The organism is Streptomyces noursei ATCC 11455 (assembly GCF_001704275.1).
Taxonomy (GTDB): domain Bacteria; phylum Actinomycetota; class Actinomycetes; order Streptomycetales; family Streptomycetaceae; genus Streptomyces; species Streptomyces noursei.
This window is the reverse complement of sequence record NZ_CP011533.1, coordinates 7,813,730-7,839,350: the sequence shown is the minus strand read 5'-3', so window position 1 is coordinate 7,839,350 and position 25,621 is coordinate 7,813,730. Positions and strand designations below refer to the sequence as shown.

The 25,621-nt window shown below is 69.0% G+C and carries 23 protein-coding genes and 4 pseudogenes; 14 read left to right on the top strand and 13 right to left on the bottom strand.

Going from position 1 to position 25,621, the window contains the following annotated elements; genetic code table 11:
* Positions 1 to 55 precede the first annotated feature (55 nt).
* From SNOUR_RS33445 to SNOUR_RS48565, 3 genes and pseudogenes are all read right to left on the bottom strand, one after another.
* On the bottom strand, positions 56 to 661 hold the full coding sequence (locus SNOUR_RS33445; protein ID WP_067354551.1) for a hypothetical protein: 606 nt from the start codon (positions 659 to 661) through the stop codon (positions 56 to 58).
* Positions 658 to 1,938 carry a DUF7224 domain-containing protein gene (locus SNOUR_RS33440; protein ID WP_067354549.1) on the bottom strand — a complete coding sequence of 427 codons (1,281 nt, stop codon included), beginning with the start codon at positions 1,936 to 1,938 and terminating at the stop codon, positions 658 to 660. The genes SNOUR_RS33445 and SNOUR_RS33440 overlap by 4 nt, the downstream gene beginning before the upstream one ends.
* A gap of 3 nt (positions 1,939 to 1,941) precedes the next feature.
* Positions 1,942 to 2,551 (bottom strand): annotated as a pseudogene (locus tag SNOUR_RS48565) (ATP-binding cassette domain-containing protein).
* Positions 2,552 to 3,149: 598 nt separating this feature from the next.
* Here SNOUR_RS48565 and SNOUR_RS33430 point away from each other — a divergent pair.
* The 3 genes from SNOUR_RS33430 (at position 3,150) to SNOUR_RS33420 (ending at position 4,813) form a co-directional block, all read left to right on the top strand.
* The gene (locus tag SNOUR_RS33430; protein WP_067354546.1) at positions 3,150 to 3,581 is read left to right on the top strand and encodes a hypothetical protein; all 432 of its coding nucleotides are present in this window, start codon (positions 3,150 to 3,152) and stop codon (positions 3,579 to 3,581) included.
* The gene (locus tag SNOUR_RS33425; protein ID WP_067354543.1) at positions 3,578 to 4,078 is read left to right on the top strand and encodes a thiol-disulfide oxidoreductase DCC family protein; all 501 of its coding nucleotides are present in this window, start codon (positions 3,578 to 3,580) and stop codon (positions 4,076 to 4,078) included. The genes SNOUR_RS33430 and SNOUR_RS33425 overlap by 4 nt, the downstream gene beginning before the upstream one ends.
* A gap of 84 nt (positions 4,079 to 4,162) precedes the next feature.
* Entirely contained in the window at positions 4,163 to 4,813 is a 651-nt protein-coding gene (locus SNOUR_RS33420; protein ID WP_229922068.1) for a TetR family transcriptional regulator, read from the top strand.
* A 208-nt stretch (positions 4,814 to 5,021) separates the two neighbouring features.
* Here SNOUR_RS33420 and SNOUR_RS48560 read toward each other — a convergent pair.
* Positions 5,022 to 5,249: pseudogene (locus tag SNOUR_RS48560) on the bottom strand (rhodanese-like domain-containing protein); the annotation flags it as partial.
* 189 nt (positions 5,250 to 5,438) lie between these two features.
* Complete coding sequence (locus SNOUR_RS33415) at positions 5,439 to 5,657, bottom strand: hypothetical protein (RefSeq protein ID WP_067354538.1); 219 nt, start codon at positions 5,655 to 5,657, stop codon at positions 5,439 to 5,441.
* Between SNOUR_RS33415 and SNOUR_RS33410 the strand changes: the two genes are divergently transcribed.
* The 4 genes and pseudogenes from SNOUR_RS33410 (at position 5,652) to SNOUR_RS33395 (ending at position 8,792) form a co-directional block, all read left to right on the top strand.
* Positions 5,652 to 6,896, top strand: a complete 1,245-nt coding sequence (locus SNOUR_RS33410; RefSeq protein ID WP_446677951.1) for an IS256 family transposase — start codon at positions 5,652 to 5,654, stop codon at positions 6,894 to 6,896. The two genes, SNOUR_RS33415 and SNOUR_RS33410, sit on opposite strands and share 6 nt — an antisense overlap.
* Positions 6,893 to 7,546, top strand: coding sequence for an HAD family hydrolase (locus tag SNOUR_RS33405; RefSeq protein WP_067354532.1), 654 nt, complete (start codon positions 6,893 to 6,895; stop codon positions 7,544 to 7,546). Before SNOUR_RS33410 ends, SNOUR_RS33405 begins: the two co-directional genes overlap by 4 nt.
* A gap of 150 nt (positions 7,547 to 7,696) precedes the next feature.
* Positions 7,697 to 8,059 (top strand): annotated as a pseudogene (locus SNOUR_RS49300) (glycosyl hydrolase family 28 protein); the annotation flags it as partial.
* A complete protein-coding gene (locus SNOUR_RS33395) occupies positions 8,028 to 8,792 on the top strand; it encodes a glycosyl hydrolase family 28 protein (protein ID WP_079143022.1) in 765 nt (254 codons plus the stop codon). The pseudogene SNOUR_RS49300 and the gene SNOUR_RS33395, both read left to right, overlap by 32 nt.
* Before the next feature lie 236 nt (positions 8,793 to 9,028).
* On the opposite strand, the pseudogene SNOUR_RS45550 reads toward SNOUR_RS33395, so the two are convergent.
* From SNOUR_RS45550 to SNOUR_RS33370, 5 genes and pseudogenes are all read right to left on the bottom strand, one after another.
* Positions 9,029 to 9,265, bottom strand: a pseudogene (locus tag SNOUR_RS45550) (transposase); the annotation flags it as partial.
* A gap of 49 nt (positions 9,266 to 9,314) precedes the next feature.
* Positions 9,315 to 9,680, bottom strand: a complete 366-nt coding sequence (locus SNOUR_RS33385) for a RacP protein (RefSeq protein ID WP_312634258.1) — start codon at positions 9,678 to 9,680, stop codon at positions 9,315 to 9,317.
* Between the two features lie 15 nt (positions 9,681 to 9,695).
* Positions 9,696 to 12,212, bottom strand: coding sequence for an FtsX-like permease family protein (locus SNOUR_RS33380; RefSeq protein ID WP_067354523.1), 2,517 nt, complete (start codon positions 12,210 to 12,212; stop codon positions 9,696 to 9,698).
* Positions 12,213 to 12,217: 5 nt separating this feature from the next.
* Positions 12,218 to 12,985: an ABC transporter ATP-binding protein gene (locus SNOUR_RS33375; protein ID WP_067354522.1), complete on the bottom strand. Its 768-nt coding sequence runs from the start codon at positions 12,983 to 12,985 to the stop codon at positions 12,218 to 12,220.
* Between the two features lie 4 nt (positions 12,986 to 12,989).
* A complete protein-coding gene (locus SNOUR_RS33370) occupies positions 12,990 to 13,361 on the bottom strand; it encodes an MmpS family transport accessory protein (protein WP_067354519.1) in 372 nt (123 codons plus the stop codon).
* Between the two features lie 173 nt (positions 13,362 to 13,534).
* Here SNOUR_RS33370 and SNOUR_RS33365 point away from each other — a divergent pair, with 173 nt between their 5' ends.
* From SNOUR_RS33365 to SNOUR_RS33345, 5 genes are all read left to right on the top strand, one after another.
* Entirely contained in the window at positions 13,535 to 14,701 is a 1,167-nt protein-coding gene (locus tag SNOUR_RS33365; protein WP_159425953.1) for a sensor histidine kinase, read from the top strand.
* Positions 14,702 to 14,754: 53 nt separating this feature from the next.
* Entirely contained in the window at positions 14,755 to 15,378 is a 624-nt protein-coding gene (locus SNOUR_RS33360) for a response regulator (protein ID WP_376738598.1), read from the top strand.
* Between the two features lie 852 nt (positions 15,379 to 16,230).
* Positions 16,231 to 17,172, top strand: coding sequence for an ABC transporter ATP-binding protein (locus SNOUR_RS33355; RefSeq protein ID WP_067354513.1), 942 nt, complete (start codon positions 16,231 to 16,233; stop codon positions 17,170 to 17,172).
* On the top strand, positions 17,169 to 18,536 hold the full coding sequence (locus SNOUR_RS33350; RefSeq protein ID WP_067354510.1) for an ABC-2 transporter permease family protein: 1,368 nt from the start codon (positions 17,169 to 17,171) through the stop codon (positions 18,534 to 18,536). The genes SNOUR_RS33355 and SNOUR_RS33350 overlap by 4 nt, the downstream gene beginning before the upstream one ends.
* A 4-nt stretch (positions 18,537 to 18,540) precedes the next feature.
* The gene (locus SNOUR_RS33345) at positions 18,541 to 21,294 is read left to right on the top strand and encodes a bifunctional YncE/alkaline phosphatase family protein (RefSeq protein WP_067354508.1); all 2,754 of its coding nucleotides are present in this window, start codon (positions 18,541 to 18,543) and stop codon (positions 21,292 to 21,294) included.
* Between the two features lie 124 nt (positions 21,295 to 21,418).
* Here the strand turns inward: SNOUR_RS33345 and SNOUR_RS33340 are convergent, their stop codons facing one another.
* Entirely contained in the window at positions 21,419 to 22,591 is a 1,173-nt protein-coding gene (locus SNOUR_RS33340; RefSeq protein WP_067354505.1) for an epoxide hydrolase family protein, read from the bottom strand.
* A gap of 81 nt (positions 22,592 to 22,672) precedes the next feature.
* Here SNOUR_RS33340 and SNOUR_RS33335 point away from each other — a divergent pair, with 81 nt between their 5' ends.
* Together SNOUR_RS33335 and SNOUR_RS33330 are read left to right on the top strand one after the other, a co-directional pair.
* A complete protein-coding gene (locus SNOUR_RS33335) occupies positions 22,673 to 23,248 on the top strand; it encodes a CGNR zinc finger domain-containing protein (RefSeq protein WP_067354503.1) in 576 nt (191 codons plus the stop codon).
* On the top strand, positions 23,161 to 23,853 hold the full coding sequence (locus SNOUR_RS33330) for a DUF3995 domain-containing protein (protein WP_079143018.1): 693 nt from the start codon (positions 23,161 to 23,163) through the stop codon (positions 23,851 to 23,853). The genes SNOUR_RS33335 and SNOUR_RS33330 overlap by 88 nt, the downstream gene beginning before the upstream one ends.
* A 121-nt stretch (positions 23,854 to 23,974) precedes the next feature.
* Here SNOUR_RS33330 and SNOUR_RS33325 read toward each other — a convergent pair whose 3' ends face one another.
* Positions 23,975 to 24,193 carry an EF-hand domain-containing protein gene (locus tag SNOUR_RS33325; RefSeq protein ID WP_067354500.1) on the bottom strand — a complete coding sequence of 73 codons (219 nt, stop codon included), beginning with the start codon at positions 24,191 to 24,193 and terminating at the stop codon, positions 23,975 to 23,977.
* Between the two features lie 81 nt (positions 24,194 to 24,274).
* Complete coding sequence (locus SNOUR_RS33320) at positions 24,275 to 25,621, bottom strand: MFS transporter (protein ID WP_067354499.1); 1,347 nt, start codon at positions 25,619 to 25,621, stop codon at positions 24,275 to 24,277.

Genomic DNA, 25,621 nt, shown 5'->3' with positions numbered 1-25,621 from the left:
CCTGGTCTGTGTTGTCAGGCCAGGCTTGCATAAGTCCCTTGGAAACGCTGGCCTTTCAGGCCGTGCGCGCGAGGGGGTCGAAGGCTGGGCGGTTCCTCCATAGGACGAGCGCGCAGCCGACGATGAACAGGAAGGCGGCTTCGGCGATGCCCAGGTGGGAGGTGCGTTCCTGGATGGGCCATGCCCATGGCTGGGCGGAGCCTCCTGGTCGGCGGCCGGCGGCGGCGCAGAGCAGAGGAAGTGCGGCGACGCAGATTGCGGCGATGCTAGTGCCCAGCACAGTGCGGACGATGAGGGCGCTTCCGAGGAAGCCGATGCAGTTGCGGGCGAGCGACAGGGCTTCCGGCCGGTCCCACAGGAGGTGGACGACGGCAGCCAGCAGTACGACCAGCAGGGCAAACGCTCCGCACAACGCCGCATTGCGCCGACCTGCGTGACGGAGTGCGACTTCCTCGGTGATGGTGTCCCCGCGGTCGATGCCGTGGAGGAGCAGGGCGACGGGGACGATCCCCAGGATCTGGGTGACCAGGAGTTGTCCCGTGGCGCCGACGACTGCCGGGACGGGGATGGCTTCCTGGCGTACCAGGATGGCGAGGAGGTACGCCACGAGCGTGGCTGCTGCGACTGCGGGGGCGCTCTTGGCCCTGAGCCACCAGATCATCGCGAGGTCTCCTGGGCGCGGGGTGAGGGAGCCGCGGCGGGGTGGGTCGTGCAGTCGCGCAGTGCCTTGCTGTTGTGCTCGAACCACGCCAGTTGCTGGCTGCGGGGCAGCCGCAGGACGGCGGTGGCGACCGCGTTCTCGGGCTCCCCGTAACGCCCGGCCATGTCCTGGGGATCGGCGCCTGCGGTCCGGGCGAGCCATGCAGCGGTCGGCCCGTAGGCATCGGCACCGGGGAAGGGTCCGCGCTCGGCGCAGGCGGGTGGTCCGGAGGGGAGCAGTGCGGCGGCGACCCCGGAGCGGATCTGGGAGGGAGTGGGGTTGGGCCAGGCCCCGATGAACAAGGCGCCTTGCCTGGCCTGCTTGTCCATGGTGAGTTCGGCGGGGACGGTGAGGCCGGCCTGCTGCAGGCGACTGCGTGCGTCGGCGGCGTTCTGGCGGATCATGTCGGCTTGCCGGGAGAGTTCCGGCCACAGGCACACGCGTGGATTGTCCCCGGCGCATTGCAGTTGATCGGCGGGGCGGGCGTTCACAGGATCGGCGGGCAGTCCGTAGGCAAGCCATCCGCTGCCGGCCAAGCCGGCCACCAATGCAACAGTGACCAGGACGGTTCGTACGCGCCGGGCCAGCACGGTCAGGACCACCACAGCAGCCGCAATGACACCGAGAGCCAGGACGAGCGCGCTTGCCGCCGCGCGCCAGTCAGGGGTCTGCGACAGAGAGCAGCACGCGGACATTCCGCCTGTGACCATGTGGCGCAGCCACAGCGGTTCCATGGCGGCCGGGTACGCGGTCAGCACGAAGCTCAGGATCAGCGCCAAGGGAGCGGCCACGACCAGCGGCATGCGTCTGCCGAGCAGGAAACCCGCGAAGGAGTGGGCCGCAAGGACGACCAGCCAGACGAGCACGACGCCCACGGGCGGGGTGCCGATGTCAGGCTGGCCTGTGGAGATGGTCAGCGCCGCGGCGACCGCCATGCCGACGGCGCCCAGGACGAAGACTGGTGCCAGGAGTGGCAGGGCGATGGTGAGTCCGGAGCGGGTGGGGGCCCAATGGGTCACGTTGCCGCGTGTGAGGCGTGAGCCTTCCCAGGCGCTGGCGGTGGCGCAGGCCGGTGCCACGAAGTGCAGTGCGAAGTTGGCGTGCCCCAGCGCGCTGGGCCAGTATCCGGGAGTGACCCCGGCGGTGAGGTCGTCGGCCAACAGCAACGCGACAAAAGCGGCCAGCAGGGGTGCCAGCCACGTGGCGGAGGAGGAACGTAGAACGGTACGCCACAGCACGGCTCACACCTCCCTTGCGATGAGGTGGGTGTAGGCGGCTTCGGCGCGCCGGCCTTCGGGCGTGCCCGGGGCTGCGAGGGCCAGGAAGTCGTCCGTGTCGCCTTCGAAGCGAACCTGTCCCTTGTCGAGGACGACGACGTGGTCGTACATGGCGTCGAGGCCCTCGGTCTGATGGGTCGAGACCACGACCTGGATGTCGGCCAGCATCTGCGTCACCAGGTCGCGGAAGATCTGGCGCTGTGAGGGGTCGAGACCTGCTGTCGGTTCGTCGAGCAGCACGATTTCGCTGCTGTGGACGAGCGTTCCGGCTATGCCCATCCGCCGCAGCTGTCCGCCCGAGAGCTGGTGGCTCTTCCGTTCCGCCAGGCTGCCCAGCTTTACGCGCTCCAGGGCGTCCCGCGAGGCGTCCCATGCATCGGAGCGGGACATTCCCTAACCAGCCGATGTAGGCGACGTTTTCCCGCACCGTGAGCCCGGGCATCGGCTTGACGTTCTGCGGAAGCCAGCCCACCGCTTTGCGGTACGGCGCACGTAACGGCGCCTTTGCCGGATCAATCCCCCGCCATCTGACCGACCCCTCGGTGGGGTTGATCCACGAGGCGGCGATACCCATGAGGGTCGACTTCCCCGCGCCGTTCGGCCCGAGAAGGACTGTGGCCCTGTGCCCGATGGACAGATCGAGCCGATCGAATACAGGCACCTTCCGGCCGTACTGGAAAGAACACCGAGTGAATTGCAGAGACATGCCGACCTTGCTTGTCGCGAGCCGAACGAAGGACGGCCAGGAGCATCTTCGCGCTCCCGACCGACACTTCATCACCATCGAGTTACCAGGTCATCGTGACCGGCTTGGCGTCGAGGTCAAAGTTCCCGGTCCCGACGCCCCATTAGGGGCGCACCCGTCGTTGCAGCAAGCGCGACGAGAGGCGCACCCACGCGCCCCGCATGTCGTCCACCATGCGTTGCCGACAGCTGCGCGGTCACGGCATCACAAACAAGGAGGCGTTCCGCGGCCAGCCGGTGGGTTGTCAGCACACCGGCATCTCCAATGCTCCGGCGACTGGCTCGCCAGGCACGCCAAGGTGCGCTCCGACGCTTTGGGCAGTCACGTCTCCACTCCAAGACCCACACCGCACTTGAACGTGTTCAAAAACAGGTCTACAGTCACCGACGGCAACACTTTTGAACACGTTCAAGAAGGAGTGGGGACCGTGGACCTCACCGTCGTCGCATACGTCATCTATCTGCTTGTCAGCATCGGCCTCACCATCTGGGTCGCCCGCACTCTCAGCCGGAACGGGCGGATCTTCCTCGCCGATGTGCTGCACGGAAACGACAAGCTGGCGGATGCCGTCAACCACCTACTCGTGGTCGGGTTCTACCTCGTGAACCTCGGTTTCGTCGCGCTCTACCTGCAGGACGACGCCGTGATCGCCACTTCTCGGCAGGTGTTCGAGGCACTGTCGCAGAAGCTCGGCGTCGTGCTGCTGGTGCTCGGGCTGATGCACCTCGGCAACGTCTTCGCACTGAACAAGTTCCGCCGGCGCGGCATGATGGACCGGGAGCAGAACCCGCCGGTGCTGCCGCAGGGATACACCCAGCCCGGGCCCTGGGGCGCGCCCGCCGGTCAGGTTCAAGGATGACGGCGACCGCCGCCACCGCCGACCGGGGTGCCCCGAGCGCCCCGGTCCGCCGGCTCACCGTGCTGTACGACGCGCACTGCCCACTGTGCGCCTTCGTGCGCGACTGGCTCGCCCGACAGCGCCAACTGGTGCCGCTGGACCTGGTGCCGGCCGGAACGCAGGAGGCTCATCGGCGCCTGCCGGAACTCGACCACACCGCCACGCTGGAGGAGATCACCGTGGTCGGGGACGGCGGGCAGGTGTACCGGGGCGCCGCCGCCTGGGTCGTGTGCCTGTGGGCGCTGGACAAGTACCGGCCGCTGGCCCACAAGATCAGCACCCCCTCCGGGCTCCGCTTCGCGCGCGGCGCAGTGCTCACCGCGGCAAAATACCGACAGATGTACCAAGGCCCACAGCGCACGCCTTGGGAGACGGGCGCACCCGGCAGCAGCTGGGCCTCCCTGGCGACTCTCCCCGCCGCGACGGGCTGCCGCAGCGGTTGCGCCGTGCCCGATTAGGCTCTGACCGTGCCAGCACAGAACCAGACCCCACCGGCCAAGGCCAAGAGCGAGCAGACCCGCACCCTGATCCTGGAGACGGCGATGCGGCTGTTCCAGGAACGGGGCTACGACAAGACCACGATGCGAGCCATCGCCAAAGAGGCCGGGGTCTCCGTCGGGAATGCGTACTACTACTTCGCGAGCAAGGAGCACCTGATCCAGGGCTTCTACGACCGGATCGCCGCCGAGCACCGGGCGGCGGTCCGCGACGTGCTGGACCAGGAAACGGACCTGGAAGCACGGCTGGCCGGCGTACTGCGCGCCTGGCTGGACATCGCCACACCGTTCCACGAGTTCGCGGCCCAGTTCTTCAAAAACGCCGCCGACCCGGACAGCCCCCTCAGCCCCTTCTCGGCCGAATCCGAGCACGCCCGCCGCGCAGCCATCGACGTGCACCGCGAAGTACTGACCGGCTCGAAGGCGAAGGTCCCCGCCGAACTCGCCGACGTGCTGCCCGAGCTGATGTGGCTGTCCCAAATGGGACTCGTCCTTTACTGGGTCTTCGACCGTTCCCCCGGCCGCGAGCGCAGCCGCCAACTGGCCGGCCGCGGCGCACGACTGACCGCACGGGGGGTATCGCTGGCCCGCTTCCGGGTGCTGCGCCCCCTGGTCCACGAGGTGCACGAACTGTTCACCGACTTCCTGCCCGGTATGGCCCAGACAGCCGTGGCCCGCAAGGGGGCGAGAGAGTAACCAACCGCATACGGCATCACCTCCCACCACGTCCGGACGCTTCCCCGGATGGGCGCCGACACCGGTTGCTTCGCGCGGTAGCAGCAGGATCAGTAGCTCACCACGCACCAGTCCGTCCGAGCGAAGAACGAAGGCTTCCGTGCCCGGGCCATGACCCACATCCACGATCTCGTCCAGCACGCGATTCCGGTCAGCAAGCGCAGACGGCGGTTTCGAGAGGGAAGCCCTCACGGTCCAGTAGTCGACTCCGTCGATCATCTCCTCGACTCGATAGCCGAGTTGGGCGAGAGCGGGCACCGCTGAAGTGGAGACGTCATAGCCGGACCCCAGCAGTGGGTGACGACGGGAACCGCTGGGTCCAACAAGGGTGCGGCACCCGAACCGGGATGCCCGCGGTCGGCAGGCGCACCAGGCCCGGCAGGTGGCCTTGCTGCCAGCCGACGGCCCCACTCGAGTCACCGTCGTGCGCGCCCAGCCAGGAGCGGAGTCGCCATCGCCAAGAGGTTCCCCTTCCTCGGAACTGCTTGATCCGGTCGATCGACCGCTCGGCCTCGTTGTGTGATTTGTGCATCTCCTCGTCGAAGCCGGTGGGCTGCCGCCTTCGCCCCCAGTGCGCCTTCAGTGCTTACGCATCGTCTTCGTCATCCTCACAGACGTCGCGTACGAAGTGGAGGTCGAGGACGTACTGCTCAGGGGTTGGGTTGTTCTGCCAGGCTTGCCGGAGGGCATCGGGGGCGGAGTGTTCGGCAAGTTCGGCCACGATGCGGTCGTAGTAGTCGAGGGTGGCCCGGCGACCAGACCACCATGCGGTGCCGTGGTACACGCCGGGACGGGGCAGATCCATGGTTCCGGCAGGGCCGAAGGTGAGCTGATTGATGACGAGGCAGGCAGTGGTGGATTCGATAGTTACAGGAGTGCTGCCTTCGCAGTGGGCAGGGGGTGCCTGTGGCTCGCCCCAGAGTTGGCGGCCGAGACGGACGGAGCCGGCCGCCGTCTGGTGGTCCGCAACGGCCACCACCGACCGCGCACGGTGGTCACCGCGGCCGGCCCGGTCGAGGTCAAAGCCCCGCGGGTGAACGACCGCCGTATCGACGAGGAGACCGGCGAGCGCAAGCGGTTCTCTTCGAAGATCCTGCCGCCGTGGTGCCGCAAGTCGCCGAAGATCTCCGAGGTGCTGCCGCTGCTCTACCTGCACGGACTGTCGTCCGGAGACTTCGTGCCCGCGCTGGAGCAGTTCCTCGGCGGCACGGCCGGCCTGTCACCCGCGACGGTGACCCGGCTGACCAGGCAGTGGAGTGACGACCACGTCGCCTTCCAGGCCCGCGACCTGTCCGACCGGGACTTCGTCTACGTGTGGGCCGACGGGGTGCACCCGAAGGTGCGGCTCGGGCAGGCACACTCGTGCGTCCTGGTCCTGCTCGGCGTCCGCGCGGACGGCACCAAGGAGCTGATCGCCCTGGCGGAGGGGCTGCGCGAGTCCACCGAGTCGTGGGCCGACCTGTTGCGCGACTGCCGCCGCCGCGGGATGCGCGACCCCGAGTTGGTCGTCGGCGATGGCGCGATGGGCCTGTGGAAGGCGCTGGCCGAGGTGTTCCCGGCCGCCCGCCATCAGAGGTGCTGGGTCCACAAGGCCCGCAACGTCTCGAACGCCCTGCCGAGGTCCGCACAGCCGGGCGCAACCAAGGCGATGCAGGAGATCTACAACGCCGACGGCCGTACACATGCCGAGAAGGCGATCGAGGCGTTCGCCAGGACCTACGGCGCCAAGTGGCCCAAGGCGGTCGCAAAACCCACCGAGGACCGCGAGGAGCTGCTGGCGTTCTACGACTTCCCGGCAGAGCACTGGATTCACCTGCGGACCACGAATCCGATCGAGTCCACCTTCTCCACCGTCAAGCTCCGCACCAAGGTCACCCGCGGCGCCGGCAGCCCGGCCGCCGCCCTCGCAATGGTGTTCAAGCTCGTCGAGTCCGCCCAGGGCCGCTGGCGGGCGATCACCGGCGCCCACCTGGTCCCTCTGGTCCGCGCCGGCGCCCGCTTCGAGAACGGCGTCCTGGTCGAGCGCGAGGAGCAGGCCGCATGAACCTCCATGACGCCCACCAGGAAGGGCCACTCGAGTATGTCCGCTCCAACCGGCGGGCGATCCTGATCGACATCGGCGGCGTCCTCGTCCCGGACCACCTCACCGCGGCGGCCATCGAGTGGAGCGCCCGACTCGGGATTCCTCCGCAGGGCTTCCTCGACGCGCTGTTCGGGGGAAACGACGACCACGTGCTCATCGGTCGGACCAGTGAAGAGTCCTGGTGGAACGTCGTTCGAGACCGACTCGGCCTCGGCCCGGACCTGATCAGCGAGATCCGAAACGATCTCGCGTCCAGGGAAACCTGGGACGGCGCCCTCCTGGAGGGCCTGCGTCACCTTCGCGGCCGCGTGAAGATCGCCGTCGTCAGCAACGCCTGGCCGCACATGCGCAACAGGATGGCGAACGCCGGACTTCTGGAGATAGTGGATCTCGTCGTCTTGTCCTGCGAAATCGGGGTCGCGAAGCCCGACCCCCACATCTACACGGCGGCTCTCCGAGGTGTCGGTGCCCGTCCCGCCGAGGCCCTCTTCATCGACGACACCCCCGGACACGTCGCGGCCGCGAGCTCACTCGGCATCTCTGGCCACGTGCACACAAGCACGGCGGACACCCTCGCCCGGATCCAGAAGTTCCTGGACCTGGACGCCTGAGAGACCACCCCGCCCGACACCGCCCGGATCCAGAAGGCCCTGGACGGCTGCGCCCAGACCGGCCGGAACACCGTCGCCGTCCGCCTCCGATCCGGCGACGCCGCCCACAACGCCTTCCTCACCGGCCCCCTGACCATCCACCAGGGTGAGGTGCTGCTGCTGGACAGCGGTGTCACCCTGTACGGCTCGCGCAACCCCGCCGACTACCAGCAGTCCGGCAAGCCCAAGTGCGCCACCCTCGCCTCCTCCGGCGGCGGCTGCAGGCCGCTGGTCCACGTCGAGGGCGCCAACGCGGGCATCGAGGCGATCCGCACGGCCGACGGCAGCCAGGGCCGGATCGACGGCCGCGGCGACCAGACCATCTTGAACACGGGCACCAGCTGGTGGCAGCTCGCCACCGACGCCCAGAAGGCCGGGTCGAACCAGAACAACCCCCGCCTGATCCAGGCGGACGACTCCGACAACTTCACGCTCTACCACGTTGACCTGCTCAACTCGGCGAACTTCCACGTGGTCTACAACGACGGCAACGGCTTCACGGCCTGGGGCGTGCGGATCAAGACCCCCCGCCACCGCCCGCAACACCGACGGCATCGACCCGGCCGGCGCCACCAATGTCACCATCACCGACTCCTTCATCATGGACGGCCACGACGGCATCGCGATCAAGGGCGGCAACAAGGCCAGCAGCAACATCCCGGTCAGCGGCAACCACTTCTACGGCACCCACGGCATCTCGATCGGCAGCGAGACCAGCAGCGGCGTGACCAACGTGCTCTTCCGCGACAACACCCTCACCGGCACCGACGCGCTCGGCAACACCAGCGGCTCCAGCGCCGGCATCCGGATCAAGAGCTCTCCCGCCAACGGCGGCAAGGTCACCGACGTCGGCTACCTGAACACCTGCCTCGACGCGGTGCGCGCCCCGCTCGTCTTCGACACCCACTACTCGGGCGGCAGCGGCCCCAACACCCCCTGGTTCACCGGCATCACCGTTGACGGCGTCACCGCCACTCACTCTCCCGGCGGCGCCAAGTCCACCCTCGTCGGACTCGACCCGGCCCACCCGCTCCAGGTGACCCTGGAACACCTCAACCTCGACGCCACCACGACAACCGCCGCCAACGCCCACATCAGCGCGGCCGACACCAACCTCCACCCGTCCGGCTCCGGCGTCACCGTGACGCCCACCAACAGCCCAGGCAGGGCCCCCACCTGCGCCTTCCGCGCCTTCCCCGCCCTCTGATCCCCTCGACGACCGGGCCATCCGCCCGCTCGGCCGAGGGGTTTTCTTGAAGGCCGGACAGCCCGCCGGATCCGCCGGATCCGGCGGGCTGTCCGCTGAGCTGAGGGCCGACTGCCGCCTGATCGCTACCCCCGCGGTGAGCGGCGATCACGAGTGACGGGTACGTAGGAAGCTTCGCACCGGTCCGGGGCATTGCGGATCCGGGGCCGTGGGCGGGCCGGCAGGTCGAGGCGGCGGTCCCAGGGCGGGAAGTCCTTCGGCAGCGCGCGCCACTTGCAGCCGGTGTCGACGACGTAGCGGATCGCGTCGACGATCTCCCGGCGCGGATGCTTCTCCGGGCGCCCGCCGACCCTCGTCTCGCCGACCGGGGTCGGCAGCAGCGGCTCGATGAGCGCCCCCTCGTCGTCGAAGGTGTCCGAGGGGTAGCAGCGTCGGCGCGTCACGAACTCCCCTCCGGGTTTCGAGACAGGCAGTTGGCGGGCCCGGCCGCGCAGGCGGCCGGGACCGGGTGATCGGTGAGGGTCAGGCGTCGCTGTAGCCGGCGATCACGTCGAGCGTGGACTCCACCGAACTGAGCTGGGTGTTCAGGTGCTTGATCCAGCGGCCCTTGGGCTGCAGGACGGCGTGCGGGGCGACGACGCCGGCGATGAACCGGCGGATCTCGGTGAGTTTCTCGCGGATCACCGCGACCTCGTATACCTGGAGCTCGACGGGGTCGGAGTAGAACGTGTAGCCGCCCGCCCTGCTCCAGATCAGCGGCGGCCAGTTCCGCTCGGCGATGATGTCGCGCAGGCAGGCCAGACCCGCTCTGACCTGGCTCTTGCTGAGCGCCGAGGCCCGGACGAGCTGGTCGAAGGCCTGATCTCCTGCCGACCACTGGTTGATCACAACATCACACAGACCCTAGTCCGCGCGCAGGGCCGTCATGGGCGAGACCGCCGCTGAACGCAGGGCCGGGATCACAGACGCGCCCAGCACGAGGGCCAGGGCCCCCACCAACGTCACCGTCAACTGCCCGTACGGGATCGTGGGGCTGCTGAGACCGGGCAGCGCACCGAGCATCATCCGGCCGTAGAGCGAGCCCAGCGTGACGCCGAGGACGGCCGCGTACAAGCCGAGCAGTCCGGCTTCCCAAGCCGTCACGGAGCGCAGGCGTGAGCCGCGCATACCCACCGCTCGCAGGACACCGTTCTCTCTTTCGCGTTCCATCGAGGACAGGGTCAGGGTGATCGCCACGCCTACGAGCGATACCAGCACGGTGATGCCGACCAGCCCCAGTGCCGTGATCCGCAGCTGACTGATCAACTGTCGCAGAGAGGCCCGGTCTTCGCCCGGATAAGACAGGTGGAGCGAAGCGTTCAAAGGCAGCGCTCTGTCCAACGGAGCGCGCAGCGACAGCGGGTTGTCTCGGTGGACGGCGGTGATGTACAAGGACCGTACAGGGGCGAGAGGCGCCAGTTCGGCGAAGTCCCCCGGCAGGACGGCGACACCGCCCAGCATGTAGGCGTCGTCCGGATGGATCAGGGCCACTTCGGCGCTGGACTTCCCGCCGCCGGACACGCGCAGCGAGATCCGGTCGCCGGGACGGACCCCCAGCGACTGTGCCACGGACGTGGAGATGGCTGCCTGGCCACGCCGCAGGTCTCCGCCGTGGGAGTCGCGTTGGCTGTCGGCGAGCAGTGCGGGGATCGCGGCAGGATCGAGGCCTCGGATCTCCGTCTCCTGGTGGCGGCCGTTGCCGCCGAGGGCGACGCCGTCCACCCGGGTGACGGGCACCACCGCGTCGGTCTCGGGCTGTGCCGCCACCGCCTTCACTACGGCAGGGGTGAGCGCCGACGGGCCGGTGCGCGACGCGTCGAGCACGACGTCGACCGGGTCGCGCTCCCGTAGCCGCCGGTCCGTGCCCTTCTCCACCGAAGCCAGTGTAACGAGCACCGCGGCGACCATGGTGAAGCCCAGGGTGAGGACCGTCGCGCAGGCCGCGGTCCGGCGCGCGGCACGGCCCAGGTTGCGCACCGCCAGAGCACCGTCCAGCCCCGCGACCGCCCGCACGGGCCGGTGAAGGGCGAGTGTCGCGCGGCGCAGCAGTGCCGGCCCGAGCGCGAGGAGGCAACCGAACAGAGCGACCGCGGAGGCGACTGAGCCGACCGCCGCCACGGCACCGCCCGCGCCGCCGAGCCCGGCGAGGGCGATGAGCAGGAGCGCGCAGCCCAGGCAGAGCGCTCCGATCAGCGCGCGCGTCCGGCCGATGTGGTCCGGTGCGTGGCGGGTGGCCGCCACGGACAGGGCGGCGACCGGTGCGACGCGCGCTGCGGCTCTCGCTGCCGGCATCGCCGCGACCAGGGCAGCCAGCACGGAAACGAGCACACCTGCGGACAGTGAGGGTGCCGAGATCGCGGGGCCGGGCAGATCTGTGATTCCGGTGATCGCGAAGGCGCAGCAGATCGCCGCGACCGTTCCGACCGCACCGGCGATCAGCCCGGAACCCGCGGCCTGTAGCAGCACGGACCGCATTACCTGCCCCGGCCGGGCGCCCACGCAGCGCAGCAGGGCCAGCCGTGTCTGGTCCCGCACGAGCAGCACCCGATACGTCGTGGAGACGATCAGGGTTCCGGCGAGCAGGGCCACTACGACGAAGATCGTGAGCAGGGTGGACACGGTGGTGACCCACTTGGGTCCGCTCTCCGCGCGCAGTTTGGACGCGGTGCGTACGGAGAAGCCTCTGCCCAGCTCGGCCTGGACCGTGGACGCCACGTCGGCAGCGGGGCGGTCCGGGACGCGGAGCAGCGTCTGCTGCCAGCCGCCGGTGCCCAGCCACGAGCGGGCGTTGGTGGGCGTGGTGAGCACGGCGGTTCCCATGGCCGAGGGGGCCTGGACGACGCCCGAGACCTTCACGGTCACCGTTCGGGCAGGAGCGTCCTGGGAGGTCGCCGAGCCGACGCCGGCCTGCGGAACGAGTGTGATCCGGCTGCCGACTCCCATGCCTGGCAGGTCGGCCAGCATCCGGGTGAGCACGACCTCACCGGGCCCGTCCGGAAGCGTGCCCTGCAACGGGCGGATGACGGACTGCGGCCCCGTGAGCGCCGTGCCGATCAGCGGGTAGGGGTCACGGCCCGCACCTTTCAGAAGCACGCTGCCGGTGGCCACGGGTTGGACCTCGGCCACTCCCGGTACGTTCTTGAGTTCCTCGACCCTCTTGTCGTCGAGCGGCTGGGTGCCTTCCGTGCCGACCACCACGGCCGTGCCCGCGGCGACCGGCGAGAGGTCGTCGGCCAACTGCCGCTTCAGGGTGTCGGTGAAGACGATCGAACCGGCCAGGAAGAAAGCCGTCACCATCAGTGTGCAGCCGGTGAGCAGCAGCCGTGACGGCCTGGCCGCGATCTGCCGTATCGCCGCCTTGGTCAGCCCCGATGCCCTCAACGCCCTCACCGCTTCCCCGGGTTCTGGAGCGCGTCGAGTACGGACTCGGGGGTGGGTCCGTCGACCCTGCCGCTGATGCGACCGTCCAGCAGCAGCACGACGCGGTCGGAATAGGAGGCCGCCACCGGGTCGTGCGTGACCATCACCACCGTCTGCCCGAACTCGCGGGTGGAGTAGCGCAGGAACTCCAATACGTGCCGGCCGGAGCCGGCGTCTAGATTGCCGGTGGGCTCGTCCGCGAAGACGACTGCGGGACGGGCCGCCAGCGCGCGAGCGATGCCGATGCGCTGCTGCTGTCCGCCGGACAACTCCGAGGGGCGGCGCGAGAGTTGATCACCGATCTGAAGGGTGTTCACGAGCGTGTCCAGCCAGTCCTGGTCGGGGCGGCGGCCCGCTATCTCCAGCGGTAGCAGAATGTTCTCGGAGCCGTTCAACTCTGGTAGCAGGTGGTACTGCTGGAAGACGAAGCCGATGCGGTCGCGACGCAGGTCCGTGCGCTGTCGCTCGGACAGTGCGGTGATCTCGGTGTCCTCCAGAGTGATCGTGCCGGAGGACGGACGGTCCAGGCCGGCAAGGCAGTGCATCAGGGTGGACTTCCCGGATCCGGAAGGTCCCATGACGGCCACGAAGCTTCCCTCGCCGATCTCCAGGTCGACTCCGCGCAGTGCCTGGACGCCGACCGACGCGGCGGTGCCGGGCTTTTCCGCCCCGTACACCTTGGTGACGCCGGTCGCGCGGACCGCCGTGCGAGCGGCCACGCTCGTCAAAGTCATCGGATCAGCCCTTCAGGTGGATGGAGCACGACAGGAAGCCCCTGGCGTTGGGCTTGTTCTGCTCATCCTTGAGCTTGCCGTCGACGTAGATACGGCAGACGGTGCCGGGTTTCGGGTTCTTGACGCCCAGATCGTTGAAGCCGAAGCCGACGTTCTGGGCCTTGTTCCAGGGCAGCTTCTGATTGAGCGCCGTCTTCCCGTTGCTGTCACCGGAGAAGGCGTAGCCGACATCGGCGCTGCCGGGACCTGTCACCTCCATCTTCACGTCCCAGCTTTGGCCGAAGAGGCCGCAGCCGGTGAGCGACACGGCTGCCACAACCACGGATCCCGTCGCCAGCAGGGACCTGACATGTGTACGGAACGCGGGGAACTTCACAGCAACTCCTGGTGACGGGAGGATCTTTTGCCTGGACACGCACCATTGTGGGGAGCGGCCGACGGGTCGCGATGCCGTCGAAAGACGGTATTCGCTCTGGCGGCATCGGCCGAAAGTACGTATCGGCCTGCTCCGTTCCGAGGGCCGGCGAACGGCCGTCTAAACTCCTCACCATGCCCCGCCCTATCCCGCGTCCCTCCCCCGGGACGGTCGCCGCACTGTGTCTGAGCGCGCTGCTCGTGCTGCTCGACGCATCCGTGGTGAGCTTCAGCTACGTCGGCCTTGCGGTGGTCGCCAGCGGGGTCATGGCGCTGGGCGCCGCCGCCGCGCAGTTGCGGCTGTACCGGTTCGGACGGCAGTGGACGGCAGGCGCGCTGTGCGTCGTCGTGGCGACCGTCTCGTTGCTGACCACGTCCCTGGTGAAGGGCACCGTGCTCCAGCGCACCCCCGGTTGGGTCGAACTTCTCGGGCTTCTGGTGCTGTTGTGCCTTTCCTGCCGGTATGGACGACCTGTGCCGCTCATGTTGTCGGTGGTCCCGCTCTTCGTGGCGGTCGTACGGATCGAGGGCCGCGCTCCAACGCTGTCGGATCTGCCGGTGCTCAATGACATCGACGGCCTGTTCACCCTGCTGCCGGTGGGTTTCGTGCTGCTGGGCGGCTACCTGCGAGCCGAGGACGGCAGACGCAGGACCGCCGCGGAGAACGTACGCCAGGCAGAACGCCTGGACCTCGCCCGCGACTTGCACGATCACGTGGCCCACTACGTCACGGCCATGGTCGTCCAGGCCCAGGCTGGTGAACCCACCGCGGAACGTGACCCGGCCACGGCACGCAAGCTGTTCGCCAACATCGAGCGGACCGGCCAGGAAGGGCTGGTGGCGATGAGCCGCATGGTCCGACTCCTGCGCAAAGCGGACGGAGCCGTGGCGGAGGCACCCGTCACCCCCGCCATGACGAGGATCGAGGAGCTCGTCCACCAGTTCAGCGGCACCGGCCAGCAGGCCTGGCTGGACATAGCCGACGACGTGGACGGTACCGTCTGGTCGCCACAACTCGCCAAGTCCGTGGAACGACTGGTCCAGGAGGGCCTGACCAACATCCGCAAGCACGCCCGCACCGCGACCACCGTGCATGTCAAGCTGGGAACCGACGGAGACCGACTGGTCGTCCGCGTACGTGACAACGCGAGCGGTCAGCAACGCGGCCGGGTCTGGTTCCGCCCCAGCGGTTTCGGCATGGTCGGCCTGTCGGAGCGGGTGGTCGAGCTGGGCGGTGAGCTCAGCAGCGGCCCCATGCCGGAGGGCGGCTGGGAGCTGGCTGCGTCGATACCCATGAAGTGAGGGAGTGGGGACCCGTAGTGAGCGTCTCTGTGGTGATCGCCGACGATCAAGAGATGGTGCGGATGGGCTTCCGCCTCATCCTGGAGGGGCAAGACGACATCTCCGTGATCGGGGAGGCCTCCGACGGCGCGGAGGCGGTCGAGGCAGTTCACCGGCTGCGGCCGGACGTCTGCTTGATGGACATCCGCATGCCGAAACTGGACGGCCTGGAGGCGACCAGGCGCCTGCGCCAGGCACAGGGAGCCGCGACGGACGGTACAAAGATCGTCATCGTGACGACGTTCGACATGGACGAGTACGTCTACGGAGCGCTCCGCGCCGGTGCCAGTGGCTTCGTGGTCAAGAACTCCGGCCCCCGGCTGCTGATCGAAGCAGTGCATGCCGCTGTCAAAGGTGACTCCCTCATCTCGCCGTCCGTCACCGTTCGGCTCCTGGAACACCTGAGCAAACCGTCACGCGCTGAGACCGCGGCCGCCGCCGCACGACGGCTCACTCCCCAGGAACTCAAGGTCGTGAGCCGGGTCGCCCGCGGGCACACGAACAACGAGATCGCCGCACAACTGACTCTCTCGCTCAGCACCATCAAGAGCCACCTCAGCCGGGTCCAGGACAAACTGCCGGCCCGCAACCGTGTGGAGATCGCAGCCTGGGCCTGGGAACACGGCGTCGTCCGCTGAAGCCACCGCGGTCCTGAGCCCGTAGGACCTTGTTGGTCGATGTGACCTCAGCTGTCTGCTGTGGTGCTCATGCCGCCAGTGTGAGGGCGAGTTGTTCGTCGTGGGAGACGTGGGTGGTGCCGAGTGGAGTTCCGGTCCGCCCTGTCCTGAGAACGCATGGTCAACGATGTCCTGAGTGGGCGTTGGATCCCGATTCGAAATGACCATTTAGGCCATCTCGCGGCGTTCTGTCCGAGGGCTTGGCCGCCCGGTTCGCTGCATGCGGGGGCTAGGGCGCTTCTGATGGATCTCCGCGGCGTCGCGGCGCCTGCCACGCACGCTCGCGGCGTTGCCGAAATGCCCCCATAGCTCCGCTATGAAGACATCCCGGCGCCTTGCGATCGCACGCACCAGGCGCCGCTCCTTCTTCCACGGAGATCCATCAGAAGCGCCCTAGGGCAGCCCGTCGACGGGATCCACGAGACCGGCAAAGCGAACGAACCAGCTGGCTTTCAGGCCAGACACGCTTCATGGGCTGTTTCGGTCAAAATCGCCGAGTGCGAGGCCGGCGGCCGACCTCGCAAATCTCCATAAAAGCTATTTACCCTGCAAGTCGGGCATGGAACAAACCGGGCTTCAGCATGCATCAGCGGATCAAACGCCCACCGAGATCGAACGGTCCCGAAACCTCAACTGCCCACCAGTGAGGGCGCTATCCACAACTCTTGACAATTGCTCGCTCCTCGGCGCCCGGCCGGGCATGGTCGCGGCGCATACCGGTCGTCAACCGTTTCTTGAGCATTCAGCTGACTGCTCCTGAACGTTGTCGCGCACCGCCTCTACGGTCCTTGAGGCTTTCGAAGGAAGGGACTCATGGACGCACTCCTCGCAGTCCGGGCTCGGGGGATCACCAAGTGGTTCGGCGACGTCGTCGCACTCGACGGCGTCGACCTGGATGTGACGCAGGGGCGGATTCACGGCCTGGTCGGACCGAACGGCGCCGGCAAGACGACCCTGCTCGGCCTTCTGCTGGGTCTGTCCGTCGCCGACAGCGGCAGCCTCCGGATCCTGGGTACGCCGGTGGGGCGGGTGCTCGACGCTCCGGACGGTGTCGCGGGCTTCGTGGACGGACCCGGTCTCTACCCCTCGCTCACCGCCCGGCAGAACCTCGCCGCGCTGGCCGCGCTCCGCGGTGACGACGCGCGGACGACGGCGATCGACGACGCGCTGGCGCAGGTCGGGCTCACCGATGTCGCCGACGACCGGGCGCGCGGCTTCTCCCTCGGCATGCGACAGCGGCTGGGGCTGGCCGCGGCGCTGCTCACCAAGCCCCGGCTGCTCGTGCTCGACGAGCCGTCCAACGGCCTGGATCCGGCCGGCAAGAAGCATGTGCACGGTGTCCTGACCCGGCTCGCGGCGGACGGCACCGGCGTCGTGCTCTCCAGTCACCGCATGGACGACGTCGAGGCCCTGTGCTCCGACGTCAGCATCCTCGCCGCCGGACGGATCGTCTTCTCCGGACCGTTGAGCGAACTGGCCGCCGAGGAGCGGGAACTCGACTACCGCGTACGCACCTCCGACGCGCACGCCGCCCGCCGACTGGCCGCCGAGGCAGACGGGATCCGCCTCGTCGAAGACGCCGGGGCGCGGCACGAGGCGCAGGTGCTCGTCGTGCGCGCGCCGGTGCCTGCCCTCGACGAGCTGGTGGTGCGGCTGGTGCGGGCGGGCGTCGCGGTACGCGAGCTCTCCCCCGTGGTATCGCCGCTGGAGGCCGCGTTCCTCGCCCTCACCGAACCCGAGGAGGGCGCGCGATGAACGCGACCCTCACGGACGCCCACGCCCGGCCCCACGGTGCCGGTACCCGCCGCGCCTCGGTGGCGCGTGGCTACCGCTTCGAGCTGGTCAAGCTGGTCTCGCAGTGGCGGATCCGCCTGCTGGTTCTCGCCTGCTGGATCGCGCCGGCGCTCTTCGTCGCCGCGGTGGGCCAACAGAGCACGCTCCCCGTCGACACCCTCTTCGGCCGCTGGATGCACGCCACGGGATGGGCCGGATCACTGGTGATGCTCGGTTTCGCGGGCACCTGGGCGCTTCCGCTGCTGACCTCGGTGGTCGCCGGCGACGTGTTCGCCGCCGAGGACCGGCTCGGCACCTGGCGCCACCTGCTCGTGGCGGTCCGGTCGCCCAGGCGGATCTTCGCCGCGAAGGCGCTCGCCAGCCTCACCGTCCTGATGCTGCTCGTGGCCGGGCTGGCCTGTTCCAGCGCGGCCGGTGGGGTCGTGGCGGTCGGCAACCAGCCGCTGGTCGGCCTCGACGGCCACCTGCTGACGCCGGCGGACGCCGCCGTCAAGGTCCTGCTCGCCTGGGTCTGCGTCCTCGCTCCGGCCCTCTCCCTCGCCGGGATCGGACTGCTCGGCTCCGTCGCGCTGGGGCGCTCCCCGATGGGACTGCTGGTGCCCGTCCTCGTCGCCCTCGCGATGCAGCTCGCCCAGATGATGCCACTGCCCGTCGCCGTCCGCCTCGCCCTGCCCAGCTACGCCTTCATCGCCTGGAACGGTCTGTTCACCGGCCCGGCCCAGCTCGCCCCGCTCCTGATCGGCATCGGTGTCAGCCTGGCGTGGGCCGTGCTGGCGACGGCGCTGGCCTACCTGCTGTTCCTGCGGCGCGACTTCACGAACCTGAGCCACGACGGTTCGGGGCGCCGCACGGTCACCGTCGGAGTCCTGCCGCTGGCCGGGCTGGTCGCCGTGACGATGGCGGTCCTGGCCACGTCGGCCACGGCCACCGGCTCCGGCATCGAGCAGGACAAGGTGCAGCGCTCGGTCGCCACGGCGTTCGCCCACCTGTACCGCATGCAGACCGAGCAGCTCCACCGGCCCCACGTCACCGAAGCCCGGCTCAAAGCCGAGGCGACGTGCACCAAGGGTGACCTCCGGACTGCCGCGCAAGGGGCGGGCAACGACTGGCGCTGCGTCGTCTCCTGGCACCTCCCCGGCGTCGACGCCGCCGGCCAGGCCGTCTATCAGCTCGACGTGACCCCGGATGGGCGGTTCATGGCCGACGGCGATGGACCGAAGGAAGTCAACGGCTACTTCCTGGTGCACACCCCGCAGGGCGACACACCCAACCCGCTGTGGCAGTTCGACGGCAATGTCGCGCTGCTCGCCACCTCGAAGGGATGACTCCATGCAGGTCATACGCCGCCGTCGGCATGACGAGAACGACGGTGCCGGCAATCTCCGCAGACGTTTCAGCCGCCGCGGCACCCTGGCCACGGCCACCGCGGTCGTTCTCGCCGCCACCGCCGGCATCGGTTACGCCCAGACGCACCAGTTCGGCACCGAACAGGTCGGCCAGAAGACGGCTGACGGCCAGGTCGTCTCCAGCGACCAGTACATCGCCCCGTACGGCGACCGCCTCGTCATCGACAACGGCAAGATCATGTCGTCCTCGGTCAGCCCGGACGGCACCCACGTCGCGGCCTCGCTGACCGACGGTGGAGCGGCGCTGGCCATCGTCGACCGCAAGAACTGGAAGGTGCAGCAGTACGTCAGCGCCTCCGCATCGTCGAACCCGCGCATCAGCGGCAACTCCGTGGGCCAGGAAGGCCCCACGTACTCGCCCGACGGCAAGCAGCTGTGGCTGGGCCAGACCGACGGCTACACCAAGTTCACCGTGAGCCCGGACGGCAGCGTCACCGACCCGACGTTCATCACGATCCCGGCGGACGGATCCAAGCACGCGCTGGTGGGTGAGCCGGTGTTCTCGTCCGACGGCTCCACCGTGTACGCCGCGGTCAACGGCCAGAACAAGGTGGTCGCCCTCGATGCGGCGACCGGAGCCGTCAAGCACAGCTGGGCCGTGGGCAACGCCCCGCGTGGCATGGTCGAGGTCGGCCACAAGCTCTACGTCAGCAACGAGGGCGGCCGTCCGGCCAGGCCCGGCGACACCACGATCAACTCCTACGACACCCAGGTGCCCGCCGATCCGAAGACCGGTGCCACCACCACCGGCACGGTCAGCGTCATCGACCTGGCGAAGCCGGGTGCCGCCGTCAGGAGCATCGACGTCGGTCTGCACCCGACCGCCCTGTACGCCAAGGGCGGGGCGCTGTTCGTCACCAACACCGCCACCAACGACGTGTCGGTCATCAGCACCGCCCGCGACAAGGTCGTGCAGACCATCGCCACCCGTCCGTGGCCGGAGGCGTCGGTGGGTTACGAGCCCAACGCGGTGACGCTCACCGACGACGGTCATCTGCTGGTGACGCTCGGCCGCGCCAACGCGGTCGCCGTGTACAAGTACAAGAGCCCGCAGGAGCCGGTCGGCTACGTCGGCCTGCTCCCCACGGACTACTTCCCCTCGCAGATCGCCACCGTCGGCAAACAGGTGCTGGTCTCCAACACCCGTGGTACCGACGCCCGCCGCCCCAACGCCAGCGGCGCGCACGGCACCCACGACACCACCTCCAGCCTGCAGCGGTTCACCCTGCCCGACGACAGCGTCATCAGGTCCGAGACGGCCAAGGTCTTCAAGCAGAACGGCTGGACGGGCGACTCGGTCAGGAAGACCGACGGCAGGAGCCACGCGAAGCCGACAGCGGTCCCGAAGCGGCTCGGCGACCCCTCGACGATCAAGCACGTCTTCCTGATCGTGAAGGAGAACCGGACCTACGACCAGGTCTTCGGCGACATCCCGCGGGGCAACGGCGATCCGAAGCTGACGCAGTTCGGCGAGAACGTCACGCCGAACCAGCATGCGCTGGCCAAGCAGTTCGGGCTGTACGACAACACCTACGACATCGGCACGAACTCCGCCGAGGGCCACAACTGGCTGATGCAGAGCGACAATCCGGAGTACACCGAATCCTCGGCCGGTGAGTACCAGCGCAGCTACGACACCGAGAACGACGCGCTCGGCCACCAGAAGTCCGGTTTCCTGTGGACCGGTGCGCAGGCGGCAGGCAGGTCCGTCAAGGACTTCGGTGAGTTCCAGTCGGTGGAGAGCAAGCCGTCCGGAGCGTCCTGGCAGAACCTCTACTGCGACGCCAGGACCATGGACGCCACCGGGAAGCCCACGGCCTACCCCATCAAGACCGGGTCGGCGATCCCCTCGCTCAACGGCGTGTCGGTGCCCGGCTTCCCGATGTTCGACCTCGACGTCCCGGACGTCTACAAGTACCAGGTCTGGAAGCGGGACTTCGAGAAGAACGGGCCGGCGAACCTGAACATGTTCTGGTTCTCCAACGACCACACCGGTGGCCCCGCGAGCCCGTCCGCCCAGGTCGCGGACAACGACCTCGCGGTCGGCAAGATGGTCGACAGGATCTCGCACAGCAAGTACTGGAAGGACTCGGCCGTCTTCGTCGTCGAGGACGACTCCCAGGCCGGCCTCGACCACGTGGACGGGCACCGGGCCCCGATCCAGATCATCAGCCCCTGGGCACAGCACGGCAGGACCGACAGCCACTACTACACCCAGATCACGATGATCCGGACCATCGAGCAGATCCTCGGGATCCACCCGATGAACCAGAAGGACAGCGCGGCCAGCCCCATGAGCGGCGCCTTCACCTCCCGCCCGGACACCACCCCGTTCACGGCGCAGCCCAACCGCGTCCCCCTCACCGACGGCCTGAAGACCCAGCCGCCCTGCGGCTCGGACACCCCGGCACCGCAGAGCCCCAGGGCAGCGGCCGTCTCACCCGCGAAGGTACCCGCGGACCAGCAGGATCTGGCGGCGACCTGGGACAAGTGGAAGTCCAAGCAGCACCTGACCGGCCCCCACGCCGTCCCCGACTACGCCAACCCCGCCCAGATGAACCACCTCACCTGGTACGAGACCCACAACTGGAACAGGCCGTACCCGGGCGAGAACAAGATCTTCGCGCCGCAGGACGTGCCGGGCGCGTACCTTCCCTCCTCGGAGAACGACGGCTGATGCCCGCTGGAAGCTGAGGAGCGAGTGGCATCACCACGGCCCGACGGCCAGGCCGTCGGGCCGTCTCCCGTCCACCCGGCCAGGCGTCGAGGTCCACCATCCGGAAGACCTCGACATGCCGCGTTCACCGATGGGCGGCCAGCACCGCCGCGAGGCCCTCTTGTAGATCTTTGACGAAGTACTCGGGAACCTCCAACGACGGGAAATGCCCCCCGCTTTCGGGCGACCTCCATCGGACGATCCGTCGGTACCGCTCCTGTGCCCAGGCGCGTGGACACTTCTCGATGTCGCGGGGATACATGGTGATTGCCGAGGGGACGTCGACCCGGAGTTCGGGGTCCAGCGCGTTGTGGCTTTCGTAGTAGATGCGGGCCGCCGACGCGCCGGTCCGCGTCAGCCAATACAGGGTGACGTCGTCGAGAACGCGGTCTTGGGAAATCGTCTCGAACGGGCTGTCCTCGGTGTCCGACCACTCGGCGAACTTGTCGAGGATCCAGGCGAGAAGCCCGACCGGTGAGTCGACGAGCGAGTAGCCGATGGTCTGCGGTCGGGTCGCCTGCTGCTTCGCGTACGCCGCGCGGTGGCGCCAGAAATCGCGGGTCTCCTCGGCCCACTCGCGCTCGACCGCCGTCAGCCCGTCCGTTGTCGACCCGGGCGGTCCCTCCGCGAACGTGGTGTGGATGCCGAGAACGTGCGCCGGGAACCTGCCGCCGAGAACCGTGGTGATATTGCCTCCCCAGTCGCCGCCGTGGGCGACGAACTTGTCGTAGCCGAGCCTTCCCATCAGTTCCACCCATGCGGCCGCGATCTTTTCGGTTCCCCAACCGGTGGTGGCCGGTTTGTCGCTGTAACCAAAGCCTGGTAGCGACGGGACCACGACGTGGAACGCCGGCGCGTCCGCATCGTTCGGATCTGCCAGTTCGTCCACGACGTCGACGAACTCAGCGATGCTGCCCGGCCAGCCGTGCGTCAAGATCAGCGGAGTGGCATCCGTGCGCGCGGAGCGGCGGTGCAGGAAGTGGATTCCCAGATCATCGATGGTCGTGCGGAACTGGCCGATCCGGTCCAGGCGTGCTTCGAACGACCGCCAGTCGTACCCGGTGCGCCAGTAGTTCACGACATCGACGAGGTCGGCGAGCGGAACGCCCTGTTCCCATCGGCGGGGGTCGGGCGCGGCGCGATGGACCGTCTCGGTCTCCGGAAGGCGCGCCGCGGCCAGTCGCGCGCGCAGATCGTCGAGGTCGGCGTCAGTCGCGCGGGCTTCAAAGGCTTGCACGTCGCTGGTTGGACGGGGCATGGGACCTCCTGACCTAGTGGAACCGGCTAAGGCGGTTCTAGCAGTCTTCCGGGCGACGCTGCAACCCTCTAAGGTGGTTCCATGCGTGCTGAGTTCCCTGACTTCCGCCTCGGTAAGGTGCTGGCGACCAGCTTCACGGGGACGCTGTCGGAGCGTCATGGCGACGCCGTGGAGCGCATCCCCGCGCCGCACCGGCTCATCGACTGGCTGGCAGTGAACGGCCTCGCCGTGGACTCCTGCACCCCTGCCCAGCTCGACCTCGCTCGGGAACTGCGGGAGTCGATTCACGCCGCCGCGACAGCGGCCGCGACCCAGGACGCTCTCCCCGCATCCGCCGTCCACGTCATCAACGACTGCAGCGCTCAGGGGCGGGCCGCGGCCGTCCTGACGCCCGAAGGCAAGCGGCGATGGCGGCTCAGCTCGGCTTCCCGCGTGGAAGATGCCCTCGGCGTGATCGCCGCCGACGCGATCAGCATCATCGCGGGCGAACGCGACGGTAAATTGGCCTTGTGCGCATCGCCGACCTGCCGAGCCGCCTTCTTCGACACCAGCCAAAGCCGCACCCGCAAATGGTGCGACATGAACACGTGCGGGAATCGTCAGAAGAAAGCGCGCTTCCATGCCAACCGACGCAAGAACCCCGGATCAGCGGAGTGATTGATTCTGCGGACGATGCGGTGGGTCCGGCCCCGCGTCGGGCATCCCGCCTTCGGCCGGGCACATGGCCGGGACTCGTTGCCGCGGTATGGGGGATCCTGTTCGCGGTACCCAGTTTCGCCTGGGCGACGGGATTCACCTTCGGCGCGCGGACGACGGTGTCGCCGTCCCTGGTGAAGCTCGCCGAGGACCGGGTGGCGTGGTTCGTGGCCGTCCTGTGGGTGACGGGTCTGCTGAAGCTCTTGGGGGCCCTGATCGGTGTCGGCCTGACACGGCGGCGCGGCAGGTGGATCGGCCGTCTCCTGGTGTTCTGTGGCGGCGGCGCGGCGGTGTTGCTCGTCTGGCACGGGTGTCTGTTCGTCGCCCATGGGGTGCTGGTCGAGGTCGGCAGCCTCACGGTCGCGCCCGACCTGGCCGGGCTGACCCGCTGGTACCTCTTCCTGTGGGGACCGTGGTTCGTCGGCGGCGGTCTGGCTTTCGCCGTGGCCACCGCACGGTATGTCCGACGACCGGGCGCCGGGGGCGAGTTGCGACTATACGGAGCCGTGGGGGCGCTGGGCGCGTTGCTCCTGTCGCTGGCGTCGATGATCACCGGGATCGGTTGAGGACCGTCGGACAGCTGCCGGACGCCGGTCCGGGACATGGGGGATGACCTCCCCCGCCAGGCGCCGGATCGGCGGGATGACGAACCGGGTCCGGCACGTTCATGTGCCGGACCCGGCGGTGTCAGCCATTCATGGCCGCCCAGAACTCCTCGAAGGACATCTTGCGGTCGCCGTCGGTGTCGAGGGAGTCGATCAGCTCCTGAGCCTGCGCCTCGGTGATCTCCGAACCCTCCAGCTCCGCAACGACCTTCTGGTACTCCTCCGCGGTGACCTGACCGTCCCCGTCGAGGTCGTAGCGCTCGAAGACCTTCCGCGCCGCCTTCTCCACGATGTCCGCCATGTGCTCCGCCCTTCAGTGATCTTCGTTGACGGGCCCAGGTTATCCGTCCGTCCGGAGCGACGACGGCGCGGCCGGGCGGCTTCACCGGCGGCCGGCGAGCGGCTTCGACTGCGGGGTCGCGGCGGTGTGTTCCAGGTCGTGGCCGCGGGTCTCGGCGGTGAGCCAGACCGCGGTGGCGCTGACCAGGCAGGCGACCAGCATGTACAGCGCGACCAGGGAGGGGTCGTGACCGCCGGCGGCCGACAGCAGGGTGGTGCCGGCCAGCGGGGCCAGTCCGCCGCCGATGACCGCGGCCAGTTGGTAGCCCATGGACACCCCGGTGTAGCGGGTGCTGGTGCCGAACATCTCCGAGAACAGGGCCGGCACCGGTCCGAGCAGCGCGCCCATCGGGAGCGGCGCGAGGACGCCCAGCGCGAGCATCATCAGCGGCACCGAACCCGTCCCGACCATGAGGAACACCGGGAAGGCGACCGCACCGAGGAGGAGCGCCGCGCCCAGCAGGACGGGGCGTCGCCCGATCCGGTCCGACAGGGCCGCCGAGAGCGGCATGGCGACGGCGGCGGCGAGTCCGTTGAGGAGTTGGCCGCTCAGGAGGTCGGTGCGCGCATAGCCGGCGGCGGTGCCGAAGCTGATGGCGAAGACGCTGGTCAGCGCCTGGGACACGGTGGCGCCGAAGACCACGAAGCAGGCCAGGAGCAGGGGTTTGGGCGTGCGGAGGACCTCGACCAGCGGTCGGCGGACGACGGCGTCGCTCCGCTGCACCTGGGAGAACAGCGGGCTCTCGGTCACCTTCAGCCGCACGAACAGGCCGAGGGCGAGCAGGGCGGCGCTCAGCAGGAACGGCACCCGCCAGCCCCAGGACAGGAACTGCTCGTCCGGCAGGGTGGCGAACAGGGTGAGGACGAGGGTGGACAGCACCGTGCCGGCCGGGCCGCCCAGTTGGACGAGGCTGGTGAGCAGGCCGCGCCGGCGCCGGGCGGCGTGCTCGGCGGTCAGCAGCGCGGCCCCGCCCCACTCGCCGCCGACCGCGACGCCCTGGACCAGGCGCAGGGCCACCAGCAGCGTCGGCGCCAGGTTGCCGACCTGGTCGTGCGTGGGGAGCAGTCCGATCAGGGTGCTGGCGACGCCCATCATCGCCATCGAGAGCACCAGCATCGCCTTGCGGCCCAGCCGGTCCCCGAAGTGGCCGAAGAGCGCCCCGCCCAGCGGGCGGGCGACATAGCCGACGGCGAAGGTGCCGAAGGTGGCGAACGTCCCGGCCAGCGGCGAGAGGCCGGTGAAGAAGAGCTTGTCGAACACGAGCGAGGCGACGGTGCCGTAGAGCATGAAGTCGTAGTACTCGATCGTGCTGCCGAGCAGGCCGGACAGCACGACGCGGCGCATCTGGCCCCGGCGGTGCGGGCCGGATCCGGGAACGGGCTGAGACAT

Excerpts from the sequence above, each read along its gene's own strand:
- SNOUR_RS33445 (WP_067354551.1), bottom strand. The coding sequence starts at position 661 with ATGATCTGGTGGCTCAGGGCCAAGAGCGCCCCCGCAGTCGCAGCAGCC.
- SNOUR_RS33425 (WP_067354543.1), top strand. The coding sequence starts at position 3,578 with ATGACGGCGACCGCCGCCACCGCCGACCGGGGTGCCCCGAGCGCCCCG.
- SNOUR_RS33420 (WP_229922068.1), top strand. The coding sequence starts at position 4,163 with ATGCGGCTGTTCCAGGAACGGGGCTACGACAAGACCACGATGCGAGCC.
- SNOUR_RS33415 (WP_067354538.1), bottom strand. The coding sequence starts at position 5,657 with ATGGATCTGCCCCGTCCCGGCGTGTACCACGGCACCGCATGGTGGTCT.
- SNOUR_RS33405 (WP_067354532.1), top strand. The coding sequence starts at position 6,893 with ATGAACCTCCATGACGCCCACCAGGAAGGGCCACTCGAGTATGTCCGC.
- SNOUR_RS33375 (WP_067354522.1), bottom strand. The coding sequence starts at position 12,985 with ATGACTTTGACGAGCGTGGCCGCTCGCACGGCGGTCCGCGCGACCGGC.
- SNOUR_RS33365 (WP_159425953.1), top strand. The coding sequence starts at position 13,535 with ATGCCCCGCCCTATCCCGCGTCCCTCCCCCGGGACGGTCGCCGCACTG.
- SNOUR_RS33360 (WP_376738598.1), top strand. The coding sequence starts at position 14,755 with ATGGTGCGGATGGGCTTCCGCCTCATCCTGGAGGGGCAAGACGACATC.
- SNOUR_RS33355 (WP_067354513.1), top strand. The coding sequence starts at position 16,231 with ATGGACGCACTCCTCGCAGTCCGGGCTCGGGGGATCACCAAGTGGTTC.
- SNOUR_RS33350 (WP_067354510.1), top strand. The coding sequence starts at position 17,169 with ATGAACGCGACCCTCACGGACGCCCACGCCCGGCCCCACGGTGCCGGT.
- SNOUR_RS33345 (WP_067354508.1), top strand. The coding sequence starts at position 18,541 with ATGCAGGTCATACGCCGCCGTCGGCATGACGAGAACGACGGTGCCGGC.
- SNOUR_RS33340 (WP_067354505.1), bottom strand. The coding sequence starts at position 22,591 with ATGCCCCGTCCAACCAGCGACGTGCAAGCCTTTGAAGCCCGCGCGACT.
- SNOUR_RS33335 (WP_067354503.1), top strand. The coding sequence starts at position 22,673 with ATGCGTGCTGAGTTCCCTGACTTCCGCCTCGGTAAGGTGCTGGCGACC.
- SNOUR_RS33330 (WP_079143018.1), top strand. The coding sequence starts at position 23,161 with ATGGTGCGACATGAACACGTGCGGGAATCGTCAGAAGAAAGCGCGCTT.
- SNOUR_RS33325 (WP_067354500.1), bottom strand. The coding sequence starts at position 24,193 with ATGGCGGACATCGTGGAGAAGGCGGCGCGGAAGGTCTTCGAGCGCTAC.
- SNOUR_RS33320 (WP_067354499.1), bottom strand. The coding sequence starts at position 25,621 with ATGTCTCAGCCCGTTCCCGGATCCGGCCCGCACCGCCGGGGCCAGATG.